Origin of the sequence: Streptomyces sp. NPDC001832 (assembly GCF_040297265.1) — a bacterium.
GTDB lineage: Bacteria > Actinomycetota > Actinomycetes > Streptomycetales > Streptomycetaceae > Streptomyces.
Genome location: NZ_JBEOYU010000001.1, coordinates 371,327 through 388,234 on the forward strand (window position 1 = coordinate 371,327; position 16,908 = coordinate 388,234).

Genomic DNA, 16,908 nt, shown 5'->3' on the forward strand with positions numbered 1-16,908 from the left:
GGCTGGGCGGGCTGCGCAACACTGTCCGCCAGGAGCTCGTCGCCCGGCAGATCGACGAGCAGATAGCGGCCCGCTTCCCGGTCGGGCAGCGGCTGCGCGTACTCGATGTAGGCATGGGCCAGGGCACTCAGGCGCTGCGCCTGGCCAGGGCCGGTCACAGCGTGACGGGCCTGGAGGCCGACGCCGACATGCTGCGGGTGGCCCGGGATTCGCTCGGCAGCGAGCCCGCGGGCATCCGCGAACGGGTCCGGCTCATCGAGGGCAACGGCCTGGACACCGGGGTGCACTTCCTGCCCGGCAGCTTCGATGTGGTGCTCTGCCACGGCGTGCTGATGTATGTCCGGGAGCCGGACGCGATGCTGGCCGGACTTGCCCGGATGCTGGCCCCGGGCGGACTGCTCTCGCTGCTCGTACGGAACGCCGACGCGCTGGCGATGCGCCCCGGGACCGCCGGGGACTGGAACACGGCGCTGGCCGCCTTCGACACCGATGCGTACACCAATCGGCTGGGTCTCCCGGTAAGGGCCGACCGGCTGGACGCACTGACGGCCACGCTCGCCGGGATCGCGGCACCCCTGCACACCTGGTACGGGGTACGCGTCTTCACGGACCACGTGAGCAATGACGTGGAACTACCGGCCGCCGACGAGCTGGAGCAGGTACTGGCCGCGGAGGACCGGGCCGGGCGGACGGATCCGTACCGCCGGGTGGCCGCGCTGCTGCATCTCTGCGGGGTGCGGGGCTAAGGGCTGCGGGCCCGTCGTTGGAGTCGTGCGGCGTGCCCGGTCGGCCGAACCTAACGGGCCACCAATAGGGCTAAAAGCGATAATTCGGGCATGGATGCATCTCACTCCCGCAGCCGTGTGCGCCGTCTGCTGCTGCCTCTGACCGCAGGTGTCTGTGCAGTCGTCCTGGTGAGCGGCTGCTCGGACGAGGGCTCCGGTTCACCGGCGGCCGAAGCCACCAAGTCGGCCCCCGCTTCCCGGACCGCCAGTGATCTGCAGACCGAATACCAGGACGTGATCAAGAACGTGCTGCCGTCGGTCGTGCAGATCGGCACCTCCACCAGCCTGGGCTCCGGCGTCGTCTACGACTCCAAGGGCCATATCGTGACCAACGCCCACGTGGTCGGCAACGAGAGGACGTTCCAGGTCACCGTCGCCACCGGCGAGAAGGTGCTGCGGGCCTCACTGGTCGCCTCCTATCCGGAACAGGATCTGGCCGTCATCAAGCTCGACAGCGTTCCGAAAGGACTGAAGCCCGCGAAGTTCGGCGACTCGAGGAAGGTCGAGGTGGGACAGATCGTGCTGGCGATGGGCTCGCCGCTCGGGCTGTCCTCCAGCGTCACCCAGGGCATCGTCTCGGCGCTGGGCCGGACCGTCAGCGAGAGCCGCGCGGGTGGTGGCACGGGCGCGACGATCGCGAACATGGTGCAGACCTCGGCGGCGATCAACCCGGGCAACAGCGGCGGTGCGCTGGTCAACCTGAACAGCGAGGTGATCGGCATCCCGACGCTCGCGGCGGTCGAACCGCAGATGAACGAGACCGCGGCGCCGGGGATCGGGTTCGCGATCCCCGCGTCGATGGTGCAGACTGTCGCCGATCAGATCATCAAGAGCGGCAAGGTCACCAACTCGGGCCGGGCAGCGCTGGACATCACCGGACGCACGATCGTCGACATCAACTACCAGCCGGCCGGGGTCGCGCTGGTCAGCGTGACGAGAGGCGGCGCCGCGGACAAGGCGGGGCTGCGGGTCGGCGACGTCATCATCAAGATCGGAGATGTGCCGGTCACGACGATCACGTCCCTGTCGGAGGCGCTGGCCTCGGACAAGCCGGGTGAGAAGGTCACGGTGACGTATCTGCGCAACGGGGCGGAGGCGACGGCGAAGGTCACCCTGGGCGAGATCTAGTGCCGCGGCAGGCAACGCTTCCCGTCAAGGAGCGGCGTCCGGTGCGTGCTCTCGGTGTGCCGGCCGGAAGCCCTCGTACTGGACGTACTTGGGCTTTCGTCCGGTGCGGCGAGAGTGCGTGCCGGGCGTCGCGACGGGGCGAACGTTGCCTGTCGCGGCACTAGGGGCCCGTCGTCAGCCGTACGGGCTCACAGACAGGCCCGAGCCCGTACGACTGCTCATGCGCCGGGCGAATCAGTCCTGGTCGGCCTGGAGGCTCATGGGGCCGTAGATCTTTGTCGTGTCGTCGAAGAGCGTCACCTGGTCCGCCCCGCCGTCGAGGAGTTCCTTCCAGTACTCACCGATCCAGGACTCCGCGTCGCCCTGCGTAGTGAATTCCTCCGGCTGCAGGGCCGGCTCCGTCTCCGTACCATCGGACTTCTCGAACCGCCACGTCCACGCCATGTCCGCCTCCTGGGTCACTTTGCTGCCCGCAGCCTAGTGCCTTGAACCAGAGCGGGAACGGGTCCTGCACCCGCCCGGACGCCCCCCAGGTCGCGCACCCGCTGCGCGGACGCGGGAGGATCAAAGGCGTGGAACTGACTCTGCTCGGCACCGGAGCCCCCGACGGGCTGCCGCGACCCGAATGCCCCTGCGCCGCCTGCGCCACCGCACGCGGCATGCGCTCGCGGGCCGCGACCGCGCTGCTGGTCGACGACGCGCTGCTGCTCGATCTCACCCCTGGGGCCGTGTTCGCCGCAGCCCGTGCGGGGCACTCGCTCAGCGCCGTACGGCAGGTGCTGCTCACCCATCCGCACGACGGGCCCGCTTTGGAGCTGCCCGCCGGACTGCCTCCTGCGGGACGGGTGCCGGACGGGCGGGAGCTGACGCTGATCAGTGGCCACCGGGTGCGGGCCGTGCCGATGGACGCACCAGGGACGGGGTACGAGGTGACGGCTCCGGAGGGCGCACGGCTGCTCTACCTGCCGCCGGGCGCCGCGCCCTCCGCTCTCGCGGACCAGGTGGCACAGCCTTACGACGTGGTGGCCGGCGATGTGGTCGGGCGTCCTGACGCGGTGGCGCGGCTGCGGGCCGTCGAGGCGATCGTGCCGACGACCGAGATCATCGCCGTCCATCTGGACCATGACGCACCGCTCGGGGCCGAGCTGGACCGGCGGCTCGCGGCAGCCGGCGCGCGGGCCGTGCCGGATGGGACGACGCTGGTGGTGGGCGAGTACCACTCGGTGCCGGACATACCGCGGCGCACGCTGGTGACGGGCGGGGCCAGGTCGGGGAAGTCGGTGGAGGCCGAGCGGCGCCTGGAGACGTTCCCCGAGGTGGTGTACGTGGCGACCGGTGGAGGCAGGGAGGGCGACGCGGAGTGGGCGGCCCGGATCGGGTTGCACCGGGAGCGCAGGCCGGCCGCCTGGCGCACCGAGGAGACCTGTGAGCTGGTGGAGCTGCTGGAGTCGGATGGGCCTCCGCTGCTGATCGACTGCCTGTCGCTGTGGCTGACGGATGCGATGGACCGGGTGGCTGCCTGGGACGACGAGGCGTGGTCGAACGGCGGCGAGAACGCGCTGCGGGAGCGGACCGCCGAGCTGGTCGCCGCGGTGCGCGGAACGCGGCGCACGGTCGTCGCCGTGACCAATGAGACCGGTTCGGGCGTGGTGCCCGCGACGGCTGCCGGGCGTCGGTTCCGGGATGAGCTGGGCCGGCTGAACGCCGCGTTCGCCGACGAGTGCGAACAGGTGCTGCTGGTGGTCGCCGGGCAGGTACTGACGCTGCGTGGCTGACCGGAACACGGCAACGGAACGCAGGAACGGAACACGAGACACGAGAAGGAGGAGCGGACATGGCACGCGTGCGACCCATGCTGAGCGGGGTTCCGGAGACCTTGTTGTGGACGCTCTACAACCGCGCGTACGAGGCGGCGCAGCCCTATGCCGTGCTGGATGATCCGATGGCGGTCCGGTTGCTGAAGGATCTGGACTACCCCTTCGCGGAACGGTTCGGGCGGCCGAACGCTTTCCTCTCACAGGCTCAGGGCCTGCGCTCGCGCTGCTTCGATCTGGCTGTGCAGAGGTATCTCGCCGACCGGCCGCAGGCCACCGTGGTCGCGCTCGGCGACGGTCTGGAGACCGGCTTCTGGCGGGTCGACAACGGCCGGCTGCACTGGCTGAGCGTGGAACTGCCCGAGGTCGCCGAGCTGCGCCGGGCGCTGCTGCCCGCCTCGGACCGGCTGCGCACCCTGTCCCGTTCGGCGACCGATCTGTCCTGGCTGGACGAGATCGAGGACCCGGAGGGCCGCGGTGTTGTCGTCACGACGCAGGGTCTGCTGATGTATCTGCCCCCCAAGGAGGTACGGAGGATCCTGGCGGCCTGCGCGGAACGGCTGCCCGGCGGCATCCTCGTACTGGACACGATGGCGCGCTGGCTGGCCAGGGGCACGATGGCCGGCACGTCGAAGGTCGGCGGGATGACCATTCCGCCGATGCGCTGGGCGATGAACCCCGGCGAGCGGCACAAGCTGCGCGGCGCGCACCCGGGGATCACCGAGGTGCGGGCTCTGCGGCTGCCGCGGGGACGGGGCGCGATGGGCGAGCTGATCCGGATCCAGTCACTGCTTCCGGGGCTGCGGACCCTGACGCCCGCGATGACGCAGCTGCGGTTCGGGGGCGGAACCGCGCACTGACCGAGTGTCAGAAACATGGCGGGTACTGTTCCGCAGTGAGCCCGCCGCCGGGCTCGCAGGCCCACTCCACGTAACGACCCGCGAGGCAGACTCCCGTGAATCTGGACGACTTCTCCGACCTGATCGAACGCCCCGACGGCGGCGTACGGCGCGATGCCGAGGAACGCCGGGAGCGCCTGCTTGTTCCCCCGGGCGCCCTCGGCCGCCTGGACGAGCTGGGCGAATGGCTCTCGGCCGCCCAGCAGTCCGTACCGGTCAAGGTGATCGAGCAGCCGCGCGTGGTGATTTTCGCCGGTGACCACGGGATTGCCGAACTGGGCGTCTCCGGGCGAGCGGCCGGGAGCGCGTACGAGCTGGTACGAGCCACGCTGGAGGGTGCGACGCCGCTCGCCGTGCTGGCGCGCCAGTTCTCCGTGCCGGTACGCATCATCGACGCCGGTCTGGACTGCGACCCCGAACTGCTGCCCGAGTCGGTGGTACGTCACCGGGTGCGGCGCGGCAGCGGCCGGATCGACATCGAGGACGCGCTGACGGCCGAGGAGGCCGAGCAGGCGGTACGTCTCGGCATGGCGATCGCCGACGAGGAGGCCGACTCCGGCACCGATCTGGTGGTGCTCGGCGATCTGAGCGTCGGCGGTACGACGGCTGCGGCGACGCTGATCGCGGCGCTGTGCGGCACGGACGCCTCGGTGGTCACCGGGCGCGGCGGTGCGGGCATCGACGATCTGGCGTGGATGCGCAAGTGTGCGGCGATCCGGGACGCGCTGCGGCGGGCCAGGCCGGTCCTCGGTGATCAGCTGGAGCTGCTGGCCACGGTGGGCGGTGCGGATCTGGCCGCGATGACCGGTTTCCTGCTGCAGTGCGCCGTGCGCAGGCTGCCGGTGATTCTGGACGGTGTGGTCTCGTCGGCCTGTGCGTTGGTGGGCCAGCGGGCGGCCTTCCGGGCGCCGGACTGGTGGCTTGCGGGTCAGGCGAGCGGTGAGCCGGCTCAGACCAAGGCGCTGGACCGGATGGCGCTCAACCCGTTGCTGGACCACGGCGTCGTCGTGGGCGAAGGAAGTGGGGCATTGCTCGCACTTCCGCTCGTCCGGGCCGCGGCCGCGCTGGCGGCCGAGCTGCCGGAGCGTGCACCCGTCGCCGATGAGAAGGACGGTGCCGACGAAGAGGCCGACGGAAGCGACGTGACCAAAGGCTGAGAGGCTGTCGAACCCGGCAGAGCTGCGGCCGCCGAGCACCGGCCGCAGCGCAGTCCCCTCATGCAGCGTAATGCGGCATATGATCGCTTTTCATGGGAGAGGTCCGATTGGTCGCTTCGGTATCCGGGCGTGAGAGCACTCGGCCACCGAGCACCGTCCGGTCACGCCGCAGCGCCGCGTTCACCATCTGGTACCTGCGCGTCGTGTCGTTCATCAATTTCCTGAGCGCCGTCTGGGTCACTCTCGGCAACGATCTGCGCCGCCACAACACCGCGGACTACTTCACCCCGTACCTGCTCACCGCGGGCTTCTCCTCCGGGGTGGTCGCGCTCTTCCTCGCGGTCACCATGCGCCGCCGCAAGCGGGCGGCCTGGATCGTGAACATGGTGGTGAGCAGTCTTCTGCTGCTGCTCTTCGCCGTGGTGATCTCGTCCCCGGAGGTCCGGCAGTACCCGCAGAACTGGATCTCGCTGGCGCTGACGGCCGTCTTCGTCCTGGCGCTGGTCCTCGGCAGGCGCGAGTTCTACGCGAAGGGCGACCGGTCCAACCCGAAGCTGGCCGCCGCCGTCGCGGTCGGCGGGCTGCTGGTCACCTCGCTGATCGCCGCGGGTCTGGTCACCCTCACCAACACCGCGCACAACGAATACCTCTCGTCCTTCCTGGACCGCTGGCGCTACGGCGCCCTGCGGCTGGTCTCGGTCGCCGCCGACGAAGCCGAATTCCCCAGTATCACCACGCCCGGCTGGGTCAACGTCACCATCAACATCCTCTCCACGCTGCTGCTGATCGCCGTCGTGTACGCGGCGTTCCGGTCCCGCCGGGCCGTCGACCCGATCACCCCCGAGGACGAGGCCCGGCTGCGGGCACTGCTCGACAAGCACGGCGACCGCGACTCGCTCGGCTACTTCGCACTGCGCCGGGAGAAGAGCGTCATCTGGTCACCGACCGGGAAGGCCGCCGTCGCCTACCGGGTGGTCGGCGGGGTCTCGCTCGCCTCCGGTGATCCCATCGGCGACCTGGAGGCCTGGCCCGGAGCGATCGATCCGTGGCTGGCCGAGGCCCGCGAGCACGGCTGGATCCCGGCGGTGATGGGCGCGAGCGAGGAGGGCGGCACCGTCTACGCGCGGCACGGCCTCGACGCCCTGGAGCTGGGCGACGAAGCGATCGTGGAGACGGCTGATTTCACCCTCGAAGGACGGGCGATGCGGACCGTCCGCCAGGCGTACCACCGGGTCAGGCGCGCCGGGTACGAGGTGACCTTGCGCCGGCACGCGGACATCCCCGACGACGAGATGGCCGAACTGGTGCGGCGCGCCGACGACTGGCGCGACGGGGCGACCGAGCGCGGCTTCTCGATGGCGCTGGGTCGGCTTGGCGATCCGGCCGACGGGCAGTGCGTGATGCTCGAATGCCGCAATTCGCCCACCAAAGAGGGCGGCGGGCCCGGTGAGTTGCGCGCCGTACTGAGCTTTGTGCCGTGGGGGCCGAACGGCCTCTCGCTGGACCTGATGCGCCGTGACCGGGACGCCGAGAACGGCCTGATGGAGTTCATGATCATCGAACTTCTGCGGCGTGCCGAAGAGATCGGGGTCACCCAGGTCTCACTGAACTTCGCGATGTTCCGGTCGGTCTTCGAGCGGGGTTCACGGCTCGGCGCCGGACCGGTGCTGAGGCTGTGGCGTTCCATGCTCAGCTTCTTCTCGCGCTGGTGGCAGATCGAGTCGCTCTACCGTGCCAACGCCAAGTACCGACCGATCTGGGAGCCGCGCTTCATGCTCTTCGAGAAGAGCTCCGACCTCGTGCGCATCGGCCTCGCGGCGGGCCGCGCCGAAGGGTTCCTGGAGGCGCCCGGTCTGCCCAAGTGGATGCACCGCTCGCATCTCGGGGCGGGTGGCTGAGACCTGGTCACCGCCGTCTGCCTGACGGCGCTGCTCCATGGTCCGGAGCACCGCCGATCAGGTCCTGAAATCTGCGGCGTGGGCCTGCCCAGCGCACATCGTGGTGGTACGCGCGCAGCACCGCTCTGGCGCGGGCGCGGTGGCGGTTGTGGTAGAAGCGCTTCGCCCACATCGAGGTCGGCCGGGCCAGCCGGATCGCCCCGATCAGCGCGAGGAACGGGACGAGGGTTCCGACGACCGCGAGCCGCACCTTGCCCTTGAACAGGGCGATCAGCACGAAGCAGAAGTTGACGACCAGGGTCAGGATGACGCCGAGCCTGCCCTGCTGCTGGTCACTGCTCAGCTCGTTCACGCCGAGCGGTGAGAATCCGGCCAGGACCAGCAGCACCAGCGCCGCGGTGAGGACCACGGCCTCCACGCTCTGGCGGCCCTCCTCGGTCCAGTACACATCCTGGAGGTGGAGGATCAGGGCGAACTCGTCCAGCACCAGACCCGCACCCATGCCGAAGATCACCGCGCAGACCCCTGCGGCGACGCCCTGGCGTCCGCTGGCGACCGCCCCGAAGCCGCCGACGACGCTCAACACCACACCGGGCACCACATGGTGGACATGCACTCCGCCGGGCGTGATGTTGCGGAACGGGCCCTTCCCCGCCCGGATCATCCGCGTGATGACCCGGGTGATGGCGAAGGTGAGCACGAAGGCGGCCAGGGCGAGGAGCAGCGGCAGCTTTCCCGGCTCGACGATGTTCTGATCGAACCAGTGACCCATGCCACCCACTCCCGAAAAGTCGCTTCTGTCACCATATGCGGCGTTCTGCACAATCTATCGGCCCGTCACACCGATTAGCCTGCGCGCCGTGACCTCCCTGAACAGCCATGGCCTGCGTTTCGCCTTCGGCACCCTGACCGTGCTCCCCGTCCGCGTCACCCGCTGGGACCGCCAGGCCGCCCGCGCCGGGATGCTGTGCGCGCCGCTCGCCGGTCTCCTGGTGGGGCTGCTCGCGGCGGTGCCCGGCTGTCTGTTGCTCCTGCTCGGCTCCGGTCCGCTGCTCGCCGCGGTCGCCTCCGCCGCCGTGCCGGCGGTGCTGACCCGGGGTCTGCATCTGGACGGTCTCGCGGACACCGCCGACGGCCTGGGCAGCGGCAAGCCCGCCGACGACGCCCTGCGGATCATGAAGCAGTCGGACATCGGGCCGTTCGGTGTCATCACCCTGCTGTTCGTGCTGCTGGCCCAGGTCGCGGCCCTTTACCAGCTGTACGGGCAGAGCTGGGCGCACGGAGCGGTGGCGGCGGCCGTCGCCGCGGTCACCGCCCGGCTGGCGCTCACCCTGGCTTCCCGTCGGGGCGTACCGGCGGCCCGTCCGGAAGGGCTGGGTGCGGTAGTGGCGGGGACGGTCACGGTCCGGGCCGCGGTGGCGGTCGGGGCCGTCGCGGTCGCGGCCTGCGCGGGTGCCGGTGCGCTCTTCGGCGGGTACGGGGCGCTGCACCATGCCCTCGCCGTGCTGGCCGCCCTCGGCGTCGCCCAACTCCTGCTGCGGCACTGTGTGCGGCGCTTCGGCGGAGTGACCGGCGATGTCTTCGGCGCACTGGCGGAGACTGCGGCGACGGCGGCCCTGGTGGCCCTGGCGCTTGGTTAGGGCCTGTCCGGCGGATCAGGGTCGGACAGGGCGCGGTGTCTGGTGCGGTGCATCGCAAGGCGCCGGGGCGTCCGCAGATGGGGTCTCCCCTGCTCCTTGAGAGCTTGGGGAAGGAGCTATTCGGACGTTTCGGCAACGCCGCGAGGTGCCGTGCCAGACACCGCGACCCCGGCCGTGATCCGCCGGACAGGCCCTAAGGCGCCTTCGGACACTCCTGGCGCCACACGCCCAGCTCGTACTTCTTGCGCAGCGAGCTGAGCCCGAGCCGCTTCGATTCGGCGCAGAACCGGGTGACCGGCAGCTCGTACTCCGCATGGAAGACGGCCTTGCCCGCCTTCACGAACGGGGTGAGGGCATCGCACTCCCCGTACTGCGCGCACTGCTCATTGACCGCGAAGTCGAAGTCCGGCTCCAGCTCCGGGATCTGGCCGAGGTCGTTCTTCAGACCGACGGCGAGTCCATGGCGGTGGGCGATATCGGCGATGAGCCGGTTGTAGCGCAACTGGTCTGCGGCGGTCAGCGGGAAGCCCGTTTCGTTGCGGTAGCCGTCCATGTTGTCGGGCTCCACCGCGTCGAAGCCCTTCTTCGCGCACATCGCGATCCGCTCCTCCATCAGCGGTTCCAGGATGTCCGTGCGGCGGATGTCGAGCCACCGCTCCCCCTCCCAGCCGTTGCTCTTTCCCAGTACCGAGGCGGGGAACTTCCCGGCGTCCGGGCGGAACTCCTCCCAGGCGCCGGTGGAGATGTAGCAGATCACCTTGCGGCCCCGGCGGTGCAGATCGGCGACCGCCGAAGCCTCGTTCTCGAAGCCGTCGATGTCGTACACCGGGACGTCCACCGTGGGGTCGAGCCGACCGGAGAGCTGCCACTGCCAGTCGATGCCCGGCTCCGGGCGCCAGTAACCCGTGGCTTCGGGCTCCGGCGCCGAGGTGCAGCCCGTCAGCAGGGCCAGCAGCAGCATCAGCACGGTGGCCGACAGCGCCGGTCCCGGCCTGGTAGCACATGCAGCTCCATGGGCACGCATGGTTCTCCCCCCGTCGTTCCGGCACTGCGAACAACCCTACTTCCACCGCCCGTTCGAGCTGAACGGCCCCGGCCCCGGCCGCCCGGAGCCGTGGCATCTACGCAGCGACGGGGCACGACGACCCGCCGCCGTGATGCCGCAGCAAAGGCGCGCGTAGGCTCATTCCCGGCACATTGCGGCGGCGTCTACGATGCGCCGGGCACGGTCGGCCCACCCCTCGACCGACTACGAACTCAACGGAAGCGAGATTTCACCACCGTGACTGCTCTCACTCTCAGCACTGCCGGTGCGGCGACGCTGCGCGCCGACGCACTCGTCGTCGGCGTCGCCAAGGGCGCAAAGGGTCCGGTCCTCGCACCCGGCGCCGAGGCCGTGGACAAGGCGTTCGACGGAAAGCTCGCCACCGTCCTGGAGGCCCTGGGCGCCGCAGGTGCCGAGGGCGAGGTGACCAAGCTCCCCGCACCCGCCGGCCTCAAGGTCCCGGTCGTCATCGCGGTCGGACTCGGCTCCGTCCCGGCGAAGGACGACGCGTACGACGCCGAGGCGCTGCGCCGGGCCGCGGGCTCGGCCGCCCGCGCCCTGAGCGGTTCGAAGAAGGCCGGCTTCGCGCTGCCCATCGCATCCACCGAGGACGCCGAGGCGATCGCTGAGGGCGCGCTCCTCGGTGCGTACGCCTTCACCGCGTACCAGGGCGGCGAGAACAAGCTGGCGCCCAAGGGCAAGAAGAACGGAGGGGGCACCTCCCAGGCCGGAGGCTCTGGGGGAGGCGCGAAGCTGCCGCTCGGTGAGGTCGCACTGGTCGGTACCAAGCCGCGCGACAAGGCGTTCAAGGCGGCCGCCGAGCGCGCCGTCGCGGTCGTCGAGGAGATCAACCGCGCCCGCGACCTGATCAACACCCCGCCGAACGACCTGTACCCCGAGTCCTTCGCCGCCGTGGCCACCGCCGCGGGCAAGGAGCACGGCATCAAGGTGCAGGTCCTCGACGAGAAGGCGCTCGTCAAGGGCGGCTTCGGCGGTCTGCTGGGCGTCGGCCAGGGCTCGGCCCACGGCCCGCGTCTGGTGAAGCTCGCCTACACGCACCCGAAGGCGGAGAAGACCCTGGCCCTGGTCGGCAAGGGCATCACCTACGACTCGGGCGGCATCTCGCTGAAGCCGGCCGGTCACAACGAGACGATGAAGTGCGACATGAGCGGCGCCGCCGCCGTGTTCGCGAGCGTCGTCGCGGCCGCCCGTCTGGGTCTCCGGGTCAATGTCACCGGCTGGCTGGCGCTCGCCGAGAACATGCCGTCGGGCAACGCCACCCGCCCCGGTGACGTGCTGCGCATGTACAGCGGCAAGACCGTCGAGGTCCTCAACACGGACGCCGAGGGGCGGCTCGTCCTCGCTGACGCGCTGACCCGCGCCAGTGAGGAGAACCCGGACGCGATCGTCGACGTGGCGACCCTGACCGGCGCGATGGTGCTGGCACTGGGCAACCGCACCTTCGGCATCATGGCGAACGACGACGCCTTCCGTACCTCCATCCACGAGATCGCCGAGGAGGTCGGCGAGGCCTCCTGGCCGATGCCGCTCCCCGCCGACCTGCGCAAGGGCATGGACTCCCCGACCGCCGACATCGCCAACATGGGCGAGCGGATGGGCGGCGGCCTGGTGGCCGGTCTGTTCCTGCAGGAGTTCGTGGGCGAGGACATCACCTGGGCGCACCTGGACATCGCGGGCCCGGCCTTCCACGAGGGCGCGCCGTACGGCTACACGCCGAAGGGCGGCACCGGTTCCGCGGTCCGCACGCTGGTGAAGCTGGCGGAGCGCACCGCTGCCGGAGACCTCGGCTGAGGTCTCAGCTGACATACGGCCCCGGCATACGGCCCCGGCATGCGTCCGGGGCCGTAACGGCCTGGTGCACGATAGCGAGTGGATCAGGCCGTAAGACCGACCGGCACATGGGCGGCGGCGTCGCAGCACGGATCCAGCAGGTTTCGCTCTCAACGAAATCATTACGCGGCGGTAACCACTTGGGACGGCTGATCATCCGCCTCGGACCCGGGCCCCGCGTCCCGCCCACCGCCAACAAGTGCAAAGATGGGTTCTCGGCAGGACAGGGCCCCCACCACAGGGCCGAATATCAAAAGCGGCCGAACACCAGCCGACCGGCCGGTCATCCCCCAGCGACGGGGCCCGGCGTACGGCGCACATGCATGGAGGACGTGACGTGGCGAACGACGCCAGCACCGTTTTCGACCTAGTGATCCTCGGCGGTGGTAGCGGCGGTTACGCCGCGGCCCTGCGCGGAGCGCAGCTGGGCCTGGACGTCGCTCTGATCGAGAAGGGCAAGGTCGGCGGTACCTGCCTGCACAACGGCTGCATCCCCACGAAGGCCCTGCTGCACGCCGGCGAGATCGCCGACCAGGCGCGCGAGGCCGGCCAGTTCGGTGTCAAGGCCACCTTCGAGGGCATCGACATCGAGGCCGTCCACAAGTACAAGGACGACGTGATCTCGGGCCTGTACAAGGGTCTGCAGGGTCTCGTCGCCTCGCGCAAGGTCACCTACATCGAGGGTGAGGGACGGCTCTCCTCCCCCACCTCGGTGGATGTGAACGGCCAGCGCGTCCAGGGCCGCCACGTGCTGCTCGCGACCGGCTCCGTGCCGAAGTCGCTGCCGGGCCTGGAGATCGACGGCAACCGCATCATCTCCTCGGACCACGCGCTGAAGCTGGACCGTGTCCCGAAGTCCGCGATCGTGCTGGGCGGCGGCGTCATCGGCGTCGAGTTCGCCTCGGCGTGGACGTCCTTCGGCACCGACGTCACGATCATCGAGGGCCTGAAGCACCTCGTCCCGGTCGAGGACGAGAACAGCTCGAAGCTTCTCGAGCGCGCCTTCCGCAAGCGCGGCATCAAGTTCAACCTCGGTACGTTCTTCCAGAGCGCCGAGTACACGCAGGACGGCGTCCGCGTGACCCTCGCCGACGGCAAGACGTTCGAGGCGGAGGTGCTGCTGGTCGCCATCGGCCGCGGCCCGGTCTCGCAGGGCCTGGGCTACGAGGAGGCCGGCATCGCGATGGACCGCGGCTACGTCCTCGTCGACGAGTACATGCAGACCAATGTGCCCACCATCTCGGCCGTGGGTGACCTGGCCCCGACGCTCCAGCTCGCGCACGTCGGCTTCGCCGAGGGCATCCTGGTGGCGGAGCGGCTGGCCGGTCTGAAGACCGTTCCGATCGACTACGACGGTGTCCCGCGGGTGACGTACTGCCACCCCGAGGTCGCCTCCGTGGGCATCACCGAGGCCAAGGCCAAGGAGCTCTACGGCGCGGACAAGGTCGTCGCTCTGAAGTACAACCTCGCGGGCAACGGCAAGAGCAAGATCCTCAAGACCGCGGGCGAGATCAAGCTCGTCCAGGTCAAGGACGGCGCCGTGGTCGGCGTCCACATGGTCGGTGACCGCATGGGCGAGCAGGTCGGCGAAGCCCAGCTGGTCTACAACTGGGAGGCGCTGCCCGCCGAGGTCGCGCAGCTCATCCATGCCCACCCGACCCAGAGCGAGGCGCTCGGCGAGGCCCACCTGGCCCTGGCCGGCAAGCCGCTGCACTCCCACGACTGATCAGTCGACGGGCGCGACGACCGACCTACTTCCGCACTTTCGTAAGGAGCAACTGAAACCATGTCGGTTTCCGTAACCCTTCCGGCGCTCGGCGAGAGCGTCACCGAGGGCACTGTCACACGTTGGCTGAAGGCCGAGGGCGAGCGCGTCGAGGCCGACGAGCCGCTGCTCGAGGTCTCGACCGACAAGGTCGACACCGAGATCCCGGCCCCCGCGGCCGGCGTTCTCTCCTCCATCAAGGTCGCCGAGGACGAGACCGTCGAGGTCGGCGCCGAGCTGGCCGTCATCGACGACGGCACGGCTGCGCCTGCCGCCGCCGCGGCCCCGGCCGCCGAGCCCGTGGCCGCCCCGGCCCCGGCACCGGCCGCCGAGATCCCCGCTGCTGCCCCGGCCCCCGTGGCCGAGGCCCCGGCCGCCGCCGCACCTGCCGGTGGCGCCGCCGGTACCGACGTCACCCTGCCGGCGCTCGGCGAGAGCGTCACCGAGGGCACCGTCACCCGCTGGCTGAAGGAGGTCGGCGAGGAGGTCACGGAGGACGAGCCCCTCCTGGAGGTCTCCACGGACAAGGTCGACACCGAGATCCCGGCCCCGGTTTCCGGTGTGCTGCTGGAGATCGTCGTCGCCGAGGACGAGACCGCCGAGGTCGGCGCCAAGCTCGCCGTCATCGGTGCCGCAGGTGCCGCCCCGGCGGCTGCCCCGGCCCCGGCCGCTCCGGCACCCGCCGCCGCCCCCGCCCCGGCTCCGGCCCCGGTGGCACCCGCCCCTCCGGCCCCGGTGGCCCCGGCCGCTCCGGTGGCCCCGGCCGCTCCGGTGGCCCCGGCCGCTCCGGCCGCTCCGGCCGCCCCTGCGGCCCCGGTGGCGCCCGCCGCCCCGGCGCCGGTCGCCGCTCCGGCTCCGGTCGCCCCGGCCGCTCCGGCCCCGGTCGCCCCTGCCGAGCCCTCCGGTGACGAAGGCGCGTACGTCACGCCGCTGGTCCGCAAGCTCGCCGCCGAGAGCGGCGTCGACCTGGGCTCGGTCACGGGCACCGGTGTCGGTGGCCGTATCCGCAAGCAGGACGTCGTCACCGCCGCGGAGGCCGCCAGGGCCGCCGCCGCTGCCCCGGCTCCGGCCGCCGCCGCTGCCCCGGCAGTCTCGAAGGCGCCGAAGCTGGAGGTCTCACCGCTGCGCGGTCAGACGGTCAAGATGACCCGCATGCGCAAGGTCATCGGCGACAACATGATGAAGGCGCTGCACTCGCAGGCCCAGCTGACCTCGGTCGTCGAGGTCGACATCACGAAGCTGATGAAGCTGCGCAACCAGGCGAAGGCCGCGTTCGCCGCCCGTGAGGGCGTCAAGCTGTCCCCGATGCCGTTCTTCGTGAAGGCGGCGGCCCAGGCACTGAAGGCCCACCCGGTCATCAACGCCCGGATCAACGAGGACGAGGGCACGATCACGTACTTCGACTCGGAGAACATCGGCATCGCCGTGGACGCCGAGAAGGGTCTGATGACCCCGGTCATCAAGGGTGCGGGCGACCTGAACATCGCCGGTATCTCGAAGAAGACCGCCGAGCTGGCCGGCAAGGCCCGCGGTGGCGGCCTGACGCCGGACGACATGTCCGGTGCCACCTTCACCATCAGCAACACCGGCTCGCGCGGTGCGCTGTTCGACACCGTCATCGTGCCTCCGAGCCAGGCAGCCATCCTGGGTATCGGTGCCACGGTCCGCCGCCCGGTGGTCATCGACCACCCGGACCTCGGCGAGACGATCGCGGTGCGCGACATGACGTACCTCTCGCTCTCCTACGACCACCGTCTGGTGGACGGTGCGGACGCCGCCCGTTACCTGACCGCGGTCAAGGCGATCCTGGAGGCCGGTGAGTTCGAGGTCGAGCTCGGCCTCTGAGCACGACGGCTGTAACCAGCCTCACCGGCGGCGCCCCCGTCCGGAACACTTCCGGGCGGGGGCGCCGCCGTATTGTCTAGTGCTACGTCCGGAAAGGTCTGCCGGGAAGCTCGCGGCGTCCGGTGCGGTGCATCGCAAGGCGGAGGATCGCCCTCGTACTGGACGTACTGGGGTGATGCGACAACGCAGCGAGGTGCCGTGCCGGGCGTCGCGAGCCGGTGAACCTTTCCGGTCGCAGCACTGGACATCACCGGTCGCCCCGGCAGCCGTGATGGCGCAGACAGCACCGGTTTGCCCCGAAGGAGCTCCTCATGACCCCGCCCGTCGTCCACTCGCTGCGCGAACAGATCCGCGAGCACATCGTGGACGGGATCGTCAGCGGGCGCTGGAAACCGGGTGAGCGGATCGTGGAGCGACGGATCGCCACCGAACTGGAGGTCAGCCAGACACCCGTACGCGAGGCGCTGCGGGAACTGGAGACGCTCCGGCTGATCGAGTCGGCCCCCAACAAGGGAGTCCGGGTCCGCAATCTCACCGCGGCCGATCTGGAGGAGAGCTATCCGGTGCGGGCCGGCCTGGAGCAGATCGCGGCGGAACTGGCGGCTGAGGCGCTCGGCGAGGACTGCTCACGGCTCGCGCCGCATGTGGCGGCGCTATACGAGGCGGACCGGCTGGCCGACGGCGAAGCGCAGGTGCGGCACACCGTGGCGTTCCACCGCGAGATGGTACGGGCCGCCGGGAACTCCGTGCTGCTGCACACCTGGGAGGGGCTGGGCATCGAGGTGTTCACCGCCCTGTCGATCCGGTGGCTGGGCACGGTCCAGAAGTCGTACGCGGAGGAGCACGAGGCGCTCATCGAGGCGTTCCTGCGGAAGGACCCGAACATCGGTGTGCTGGTCAAGGAACATGTGCTCGGCTGTGCACCGCGCGCCTGAGGGTACGCATGTGTCGTGAGGGGCGCTCATCCGTGCAGGCGAGCACCCCTTTCGTGCGTTAAATCCCGTCACTCCGTGCCCCGTTTCGCGGCACCGAATGCCAATTTCTTCACATCGAGAAGTTTTGCCCTTGAGCCTTTGATCGA

14 protein-coding genes are annotated in these 16,908 nt (G+C 70.3%); 11 read left to right on the top strand and 3 right to left on the bottom strand.

The features are described 5' to 3' along the window. The first annotated feature begins 2 nt into the window (after positions 1 to 2). Positions 3 to 746: a class I SAM-dependent methyltransferase gene (locus ABT115_RS01735; RefSeq protein ID WP_502969009.1), complete on the top strand. Its 744-nt coding sequence runs from the start codon at positions 3 to 5 to the stop codon at positions 744 to 746. Between the two features lie 90 nt (positions 747 to 836). Next, entirely contained in the window at positions 837 to 1,913 is a 1,077-nt protein-coding gene (locus ABT115_RS01740; RefSeq protein WP_351782770.1) for a S1C family serine protease, read from the top strand. A gap of 234 nt (positions 1,914 to 2,147) precedes the next feature. On the opposite strand, the gene ABT115_RS01745 is transcribed toward ABT115_RS01740, so the two are convergent. Continuing rightward, on the bottom strand, positions 2,148 to 2,357 hold the full coding sequence (locus tag ABT115_RS01745) for a hypothetical protein (RefSeq protein WP_351782773.1): 210 nt from the start codon (positions 2,355 to 2,357) through the stop codon (positions 2,148 to 2,150). A 128-nt stretch (positions 2,358 to 2,485) separates the two neighbouring features. On the opposite strand from ABT115_RS01745, the gene ABT115_RS01750 reads away from it, so the two are divergent. The 4 genes from ABT115_RS01750 (at position 2,486) to ABT115_RS01765 (ending at position 7,681) form a co-directional block, all read left to right on the top strand. Further along, the gene (locus ABT115_RS01750; RefSeq protein ID WP_351782776.1) at positions 2,486 to 3,688 is read left to right on the top strand and encodes a bifunctional adenosylcobinamide kinase/adenosylcobinamide-phosphate guanylyltransferase; all 1,203 of its coding nucleotides are present in this window, start codon (positions 2,486 to 2,488) and stop codon (positions 3,686 to 3,688) included. Between the two features lie 59 nt (positions 3,689 to 3,747). Continuing rightward, positions 3,748 to 4,587, top strand: coding sequence for a class I SAM-dependent methyltransferase (locus tag ABT115_RS01755; protein ID WP_351782779.1), 840 nt, complete (start codon positions 3,748 to 3,750; stop codon positions 4,585 to 4,587). A gap of 95 nt (positions 4,588 to 4,682) precedes the next feature. Further along, complete coding sequence (cobT, locus tag ABT115_RS01760; RefSeq protein WP_351782781.1) at positions 4,683 to 5,783, top strand: nicotinate-nucleotide--dimethylbenzimidazole phosphoribosyltransferase; 1,101 nt, start codon at positions 4,683 to 4,685, stop codon at positions 5,781 to 5,783. Between the two features lie 92 nt (positions 5,784 to 5,875). Further along, positions 5,876 to 7,681 (top strand): phosphatidylglycerol lysyltransferase domain-containing protein, encoded by a 1,806-nt coding sequence (locus tag ABT115_RS01765; RefSeq protein WP_351782784.1) that lies wholly within the window; start codon positions 5,876 to 5,878, stop codon positions 7,679 to 7,681. Positions 7,682 to 7,688: 7 nt separating this feature from the next. On the opposite strand, the gene ABT115_RS01770 is transcribed toward ABT115_RS01765, so the two are convergent. Next, a complete protein-coding gene (locus ABT115_RS01770; RefSeq protein WP_351782787.1) occupies positions 7,689 to 8,453 on the bottom strand; it encodes a hypothetical protein in 765 nt (254 codons plus the stop codon). Between the two features lie 88 nt (positions 8,454 to 8,541). On the opposite strand from ABT115_RS01770, the gene cobS reads away from it, so the two are divergent. Further along, the gene (cobS, locus tag ABT115_RS01775; protein ID WP_351782789.1) at positions 8,542 to 9,321 is read left to right on the top strand and encodes an adenosylcobinamide-GDP ribazoletransferase; all 780 of its coding nucleotides are present in this window, start codon (positions 8,542 to 8,544) and stop codon (positions 9,319 to 9,321) included. A gap of 193 nt (positions 9,322 to 9,514) precedes the next feature. Here cobS and ABT115_RS01780 read toward each other — a convergent pair whose 3' ends face one another. Then, positions 9,515 to 10,345 carry an endo alpha-1,4 polygalactosaminidase gene (locus tag ABT115_RS01780; RefSeq protein WP_351782792.1) on the bottom strand — a complete coding sequence of 277 codons (831 nt, stop codon included), beginning with the start codon at positions 10,343 to 10,345 and terminating at the stop codon, positions 9,515 to 9,517. A gap of 258 nt (positions 10,346 to 10,603) precedes the next feature. Here ABT115_RS01780 and ABT115_RS01785 point away from each other — a divergent pair, with 258 nt between their 5' ends. The 4 genes from ABT115_RS01785 (at position 10,604) to ABT115_RS01800 (ending at position 16,762) form a co-directional block, all read left to right on the top strand. Continuing rightward, positions 10,604 to 12,178 carry a leucyl aminopeptidase gene (locus tag ABT115_RS01785; protein ID WP_351782795.1) on the top strand — a complete coding sequence of 525 codons (1,575 nt, stop codon included), beginning with the start codon at positions 10,604 to 10,606 and terminating at the stop codon, positions 12,176 to 12,178. A 376-nt stretch (positions 12,179 to 12,554) separates the two neighbouring features. Further along, positions 12,555 to 13,943: a dihydrolipoyl dehydrogenase gene (gene lpdA / locus ABT115_RS01790; RefSeq protein ID WP_351782798.1), complete on the top strand. Its 1,389-nt coding sequence runs from the start codon at positions 12,555 to 12,557 to the stop codon at positions 13,941 to 13,943. 60 nt (positions 13,944 to 14,003) lie between these two features. Then, positions 14,004 to 15,827, top strand: a complete 1,824-nt coding sequence (gene sucB, locus ABT115_RS01795; protein WP_351782801.1) for a 2-oxoglutarate dehydrogenase, E2 component, dihydrolipoamide succinyltransferase — start codon at positions 14,004 to 14,006, stop codon at positions 15,825 to 15,827. A gap of 311 nt (positions 15,828 to 16,138) precedes the next feature. Then, complete coding sequence (locus tag ABT115_RS01800; RefSeq protein WP_351782804.1) at positions 16,139 to 16,762, top strand: GntR family transcriptional regulator; 624 nt, start codon at positions 16,139 to 16,141, stop codon at positions 16,760 to 16,762. Positions 16,763 to 16,908: the final 146 nt, after the last annotated feature.